The following is a 5022-nucleotide window of genomic DNA, read 5'->3' as shown; positions in this document are numbered from 1 at the left end:
TCGCTGCCGACGACGCGCGGGAACGTCTTCGCCGGGAAGGTCGTCGGGCGGGCCGCCGTGCTGGCGTTCGGCCTTGGCGTCGGACTCGTCGTCGGCCTCGGATTCGGCTCCGCGCTGCTCGGCGAGATCGACCTCGTCGCCCTCCTGGTGTTCCTGCTCGTGACGCTCGCCTTCGTGGCCGTCTATGCGACGATCGTCGTCGGCCTCTCGGCGACGACGGGCTCGACCTCGCGGGCGACGACGCTCGCGCTCGGCTTCTTCGTCGTCTTCGAGCTGCTGTGGGACGTCGTCGTGATGGGCGTCCTCTACGTCGCCGGCGGCTTCTCGCTGCCCTCGCCGGCGGAGATGCCCGACTGGGCGTTTACGCTGATGCAGCTCTCGCCCTCGTCCGCGTACTTCTCGTCGATCGTCGCGCTGTTGCCCGACCTCGCGGATCGGGTCGGCGCCGACCCGTCCCAGGCGGGCGCCGGGGTCGAAGTGAGCGCAACTGAGGCGGAACCGCTGCTCGCCTCTCCGGAAATCGGGATCGTCGCGCTGGCTGTGTGGTTGCTCGTTCCGCTGGTCGTGGGTTACCGGCGTTTCGACGCGGCTGACCTCTAACCGTCTCGCTACCCTGCTGTTCCAGCACTCGTTGGGCACTCGCCAGGTCAGGAGCCCTCGACGCCGCGTCAGGCAACGTACCGACCCCTTCGAGGCGAGCGCGTCGGGACGGCGATCACGGTCGGCCTGCGGCAGCGTTTATCGCCTCTGCCGATCGAGGAGAGAGGAAGGAACCACGATGCACGTCGACATTCTGGAGACGACGATCGAGATCGACGAGTCGTTCGTCGCCGAGCCGGCCGCTGAAATCCGGGCGCAGCTGGACGAGTACGCCCACGGCGACCGCCGTTCGTTCGACCTGCGAGTGGACGTCCCGGACACGGTCACCGGCGCGGTAATGGACGCGATGGTCGAGATACCTTACGGGGAGACGCGCACGTACGGCGACATCGCGGCCGATCTCGAAACCGCACCGGTAGCCGTGGGGAAGGCGTGCGGCCGGAACCCCGTCCCGGTGGTCGTCCCCTGCCACCGCGTCGTCGGGCGCGACGGCAGCCTTCAGGGTTATTCGGCGGCCGGCGGGGTCGCGACGAAGCGCCGACTACTCGACCTGGAGGCGCGTGAAGCGGGGACCCGGCCCGTCCAGGAGCGACTGTCGACGGAGCGCTGAGGGACCACGTGGGGGCGCTGAAGGGCCGCCAACCGCGGGCGGGGCGCTGAGGGTCCCACACGACCGCGGGAACCGCTGAGGATCCACACGACCTCCGTGAAAGGGTTAGGTCGCCGTCTGTGCCCGCCGACTCACCGCTCTTCGAGAATCCGCCGTGAGGAATTGGACACGACGAAGATACTGCTTCCGGCCATCGTGACCGCAGCGAACAGGGGGTTGATCACGCCGGCCGCCGCGAGCGGGATCGCGACCGCGTTGTAGGTGAGCGCCCAGGCGACGTTCTCGCGGATGCGTCGCCGGGTTCCCTGGGCCAGCTCGAACACCGCAGGGACGTCCCGCAGGTCGTCGCCCGCGAGGATCGCGTCGGCGGCGTCGGCGGCCTGGGCGGTGGCGCTGCCCATCGCGACGCCGAGGTCGGCCGCCGCCAGCGCCGGCGCGTCGTTCGTCCCGTCGCCGACCATCGCCGTCGTCCGGTCGGCGGCGAGTCGGCGGACCGTCGCCACCTTGCCGTCCGGCGGGACGCCGGCGAAGACGCGGTCGACTGCGGGGTGGCCACGGAACCGTTCTGCAGCGGCCTCGTCGTCGCCGGTGAGGATCACCACCTCGCGGTCGGCGAACGCGTCCAGGACGTCGGTCCACGCCACGCGCTCACGATCGCCGACGACGATCACCGCGCGGGCCTGTCCCTCGTAGCCGACGACGACTGGGAGGTCGCCCGCCTCGCGCGCCTCGGCGACCGCGACCGCGAGGTCGTCCGAGACGGGGCCGACGAGGCGCTCGACGAGATCGGGGGTGCCGACGACGACGCGACGGCCGTCGACGTGCCCGCTGACGCCCGCCCCCGGGTGGCGCTCGAAGGCCGAGACCTCGGACGCCGTCGACGGGGACGACGGAGCAGTCACGACGCCGCCGTCGGTCAACGGGGCGTCGCCGGCTCGCTCGGTCGGGGATCGTGAATGGGGCGCGGCCGCGTCCAGTGTCTCCGCAGCGAATTCGGTGATCGCGGCTGCCACGGGGTGTTCGGAGCGTCGTTCGACGGCCGCGGCGGCGGCCACCGCCTCCTCGGCGCCGCGAACGGACCGCACCGTCATCTCGCCGGCGGTCAGGGTGCCGGTCTTGTCGAAGACGATCGTCTCGACGTCGGGGGCCGACTCGAACACCGCGGCGTTCGTGACCACCAGCCCGCGTGCGAGGCCGTCGCGCAGCCCGGAGGCGACCGCGAGCGGCGTCGCGAGCCCCATCGCACACGGACAGGAGACGATCAGCACCGTCAGCCCCGTGAGCATCGCCGCCGACGGCGATGCGCCCGTCGCCAGCCGATAGCCGGTGACGAGCGCCGCCACCGCGATGACGAGCGGGACGAAGATCGTAGCGAGCCTGTCGGCGAATCGCTGCATCCCGGGGGAGCCGCTCTGGACCTCCCAGAGCAGCGCCGCGATCCGGTCGAGCGTGCTCTCGGCTCCCTCGTCGACGGCGACGACGAGCGCGCCGTCGGTCGCGACGGCGCCGCCGACTACCGTGTCGCCGGGCGCTCTCGTCACCGGGAGCGACTCGCCGGTGAGCACCGACTCGTCGACGTCGGCGGTCCCATCGACGACCGTTCCGTCGACGGGGACGCGCTCGCCCGGTTTGACGAGCACCTCGTCGCCGGCGGCGAGGTCGTCGACCGACACCGTCTCGGTTTCGCCGCCGGGAAGCTGGCGCGTCGCCTCGCGACTCCGGGCGGTCGTCACTTCGGAGAGCAGATCGGTGGCGCGACGCTTTCGCTTGCGCTCGTAGAACCGCCCGAGGCTGACGACCATGATCACCGCGACGGTGACGTCGTAGTAGAGGTAGTCGCCGCCGGTCGCGAGCGAGAGGGTGCTGTAGGCGTACGCGGAGCAGGCGGCGGTGGCGACGAGCAGGTCCATGTTCGGCCGGCCAACACGCAGGCTGACGTAGGCGCCCCGGAGGACGGGATACCCCGTGTAAAAGAGGATGATCGACGTCAACAGTCCGATGATGAGCATCGGGAAGTAGAGGCCGACGCTGGTCGTCGCGTCGACGTCGAGGATGCCGGTCTCGATGCCGACGTAGCTCGGATAGAAGTAGAACAGGTACCAGGGCTTGATCAACAGGGTGAGAAAGCCGCCGATCAGGAGTCGCTCGGTGAGGTCGTGATCGCGCCGGCTCCGACTGGCCTCGTCCCGGAAGCGGGCCTCGTAGCCCGACCCCGAGAGCCGATCCGGGAGGGCCTCCTGGCCGATCCGGTCCGGATCGTAGTGGACGCGGGCGGTCTCGGTGGCGTAGCTCGCCTCGACGGCGTAGACGCCGTCGACGCGTTCGCCGAGTAGCGAGACGAACCCCTCGCAGGTCGCACAGTGCATCCCCTCGATCGAGAGGAACGCGACCTCGGCATCGTCGGGGACGTCGGGGCCCTCGTCTGCGAGCCGTCGGCGGAGCGCGTCGCGGTCGACGTCGTCGACATCGTCGAGCGCCCCGTGGACCTCGAGACAGCCCCGACAGCAGAACTCGCCGTCCACGCCGGCTTCCGTGATCGGACGCGCCGGCGTCGCCAGCCCACAGAGCGAGCAGGTTCCCATCGGGAGATCGTTGGATCGCCCGTGCGGTAGTGGTGGTGCCGAACGAGTTCGGCCGGACGTCAGATTGAATCGAAGTGCCAGATACGGCCTCTAGAGCTCTCTAGGCGGTCGTCTCGTCCCTCGCTGGCGTGGCTCCCATTTCCATCAGGCGGGAATTGGGATCCCCCGTTATGGTGGGTGAGAGGCAATCACATCCTATGAGTGGATTTCACGCAACTATCGTGGTGCGCGATCCAGGCGGCTGTCCGGTCGCGACCGCCTCGGACCGTCTCCAGTCGCCCGTCGAGTCGATCTCGCGATCCTCCCGGCGGGGCTCCTCGACCGTGGTCGAGGAGTTCACCATCCGTGACCCGTCCGACGAGTTGGTGACCTGCGGTGGGGAACCCGACGCCGAGACCGACACGCTGGCCCCGTCGACCGACGTCGGTTCGGAGCTGACCGATACGGATTCGGAGCTGACCGACGGCGGGGCCGTCGCTGCCGAGGTGGGCGAAGCGGTCGATCGCGACGTGAAGCTGACGACGGTCGCCGAGACCGACACCGACCGCGTCTACCGGTTCGTCCGCGACTGGGCCGACGACTGCGTCTGTGAGGTGGTCGAGGCGCAGGGCAACCCCGTCTCCTCGCTGCGCGCCGAGGGCGGTGCGCTCCACCTCTCGATCAACGCTGCGGACCTCGATTCGCTCTCCGAGACGGTGACCCTCCTCCAGGACCGATTCGACGAGGTTAGCCTGCGCGAACTCACCCGGAGCGAGCGCGGCGGCGAGAGCGACCTCGTCATCGTCGATCGCGCCCGCCTCACCGACCGCCAGCGGGAGGTGCTCGAGGCTGCCCACGAGCTGGGCTACTTCGAGTATCCGAAAGGTGCGAACGCGGGCGAGGTGGCCGAGGCGCTGGGAATCAGCGGCTCGACGTTCGCCGAACACCTCGCGGCCGCCCAGTCGAAGTTGCTGTCAGCGCTCCTCGAGGAGTAGGAGTGGCCGGGTAGGTGTCCCAGCGTGGGGGGTAGCTACGGGACGGGATACACGCCCCATGTCAGTGTCTCCACTCAGTCGTCCGCCGGCGTCCCCGCGTCGTCGGCCGACCCCGTCCGGTCCCACGGCATGGGCCCGTCGTAGCCGTCCGGAACGTACGGACAGAGCGGATCGCTCTCGAGCGGATCGCCGGTCGTCGCGTACGCCCGCGATCGGCTCCCGCCACAGAGTGCCCGGAACTCGCAGGCGCCGCACT

4 protein-coding genes and 1 pseudogene are annotated in these 5022 nt (G+C 70.2%); 3 read left to right on the top strand and 2 right to left on the bottom strand.

What is annotated here, in order from left to right:
- Both QZT59_RS17910 and QZT59_RS17905 read left to right on the top strand, forming a co-directional pair.
- On the top strand, positions 1-600 hold a 600-nt coding region (locus tag QZT59_RS17910; protein ID WP_290819251.1), incomplete at its 5' end, for an ABC transporter permease subunit.
- 178 nt (positions 601-778) lie between these two features.
- Positions 779-1210 (top strand): methylated-DNA--[protein]-cysteine S-methyltransferase, encoded by a 432-nt coding sequence (locus QZT59_RS17905; RefSeq protein WP_290819250.1) that lies wholly within the window; start codon positions 779-781, stop codon positions 1208-1210.
- Between the two features lie 131 nt (positions 1211-1341).
- Here QZT59_RS17905 and QZT59_RS17900 read toward each other — a convergent pair whose 3' ends face one another.
- Entirely contained in the window at positions 1342-3792 is a 2451-nt protein-coding gene (locus tag QZT59_RS17900) for a cation-translocating P-type ATPase (RefSeq protein WP_290819249.1), read from the bottom strand.
- Positions 3793-4016: 224 nt separating this feature from the next.
- Here QZT59_RS17900 and QZT59_RS17895 point away from each other — a divergent pair, with 224 nt between their 5' ends.
- On the top strand, positions 4017-4766 hold the full coding sequence (locus QZT59_RS17895) for a helix-turn-helix domain-containing protein (RefSeq protein WP_290819248.1): 750 nt from the start codon (positions 4017-4019) through the stop codon (positions 4764-4766).
- Between the two features lie 74 nt (positions 4767-4840).
- On the opposite strand, the pseudogene QZT59_RS17890 reads toward QZT59_RS17895, so the two are convergent.
- Positions 4841-5022: pseudogene (locus QZT59_RS17890) on the bottom strand (radical SAM/SPASM domain-containing protein); the annotation flags it as partial.

This window comes from Halovivax sp., from assembly GCA_007119345.1.
GTDB lineage: Archaea > Halobacteriota > Halobacteria > Halobacteriales > Natrialbaceae > Halovivax.
Note: the sequence above shows the minus strand (reverse complement) of the source record. Positions and strands in the feature narration are given on the sequence as shown.

Excerpts from the sequence above, each read along its gene's own strand:
- QZT59_RS17905 (WP_290819250.1), top strand. The coding sequence starts at position 779 with ATGCACGTCGACATTCTGGAGACGACGATCGAGATCGACGAGTCGTTC.
- QZT59_RS17900 (WP_290819249.1), bottom strand. The coding sequence starts at position 3,792 with ATGGGAACCTGCTCGCTCTGTGGGCTGGCGACGCCGGCGCGTCCGATC.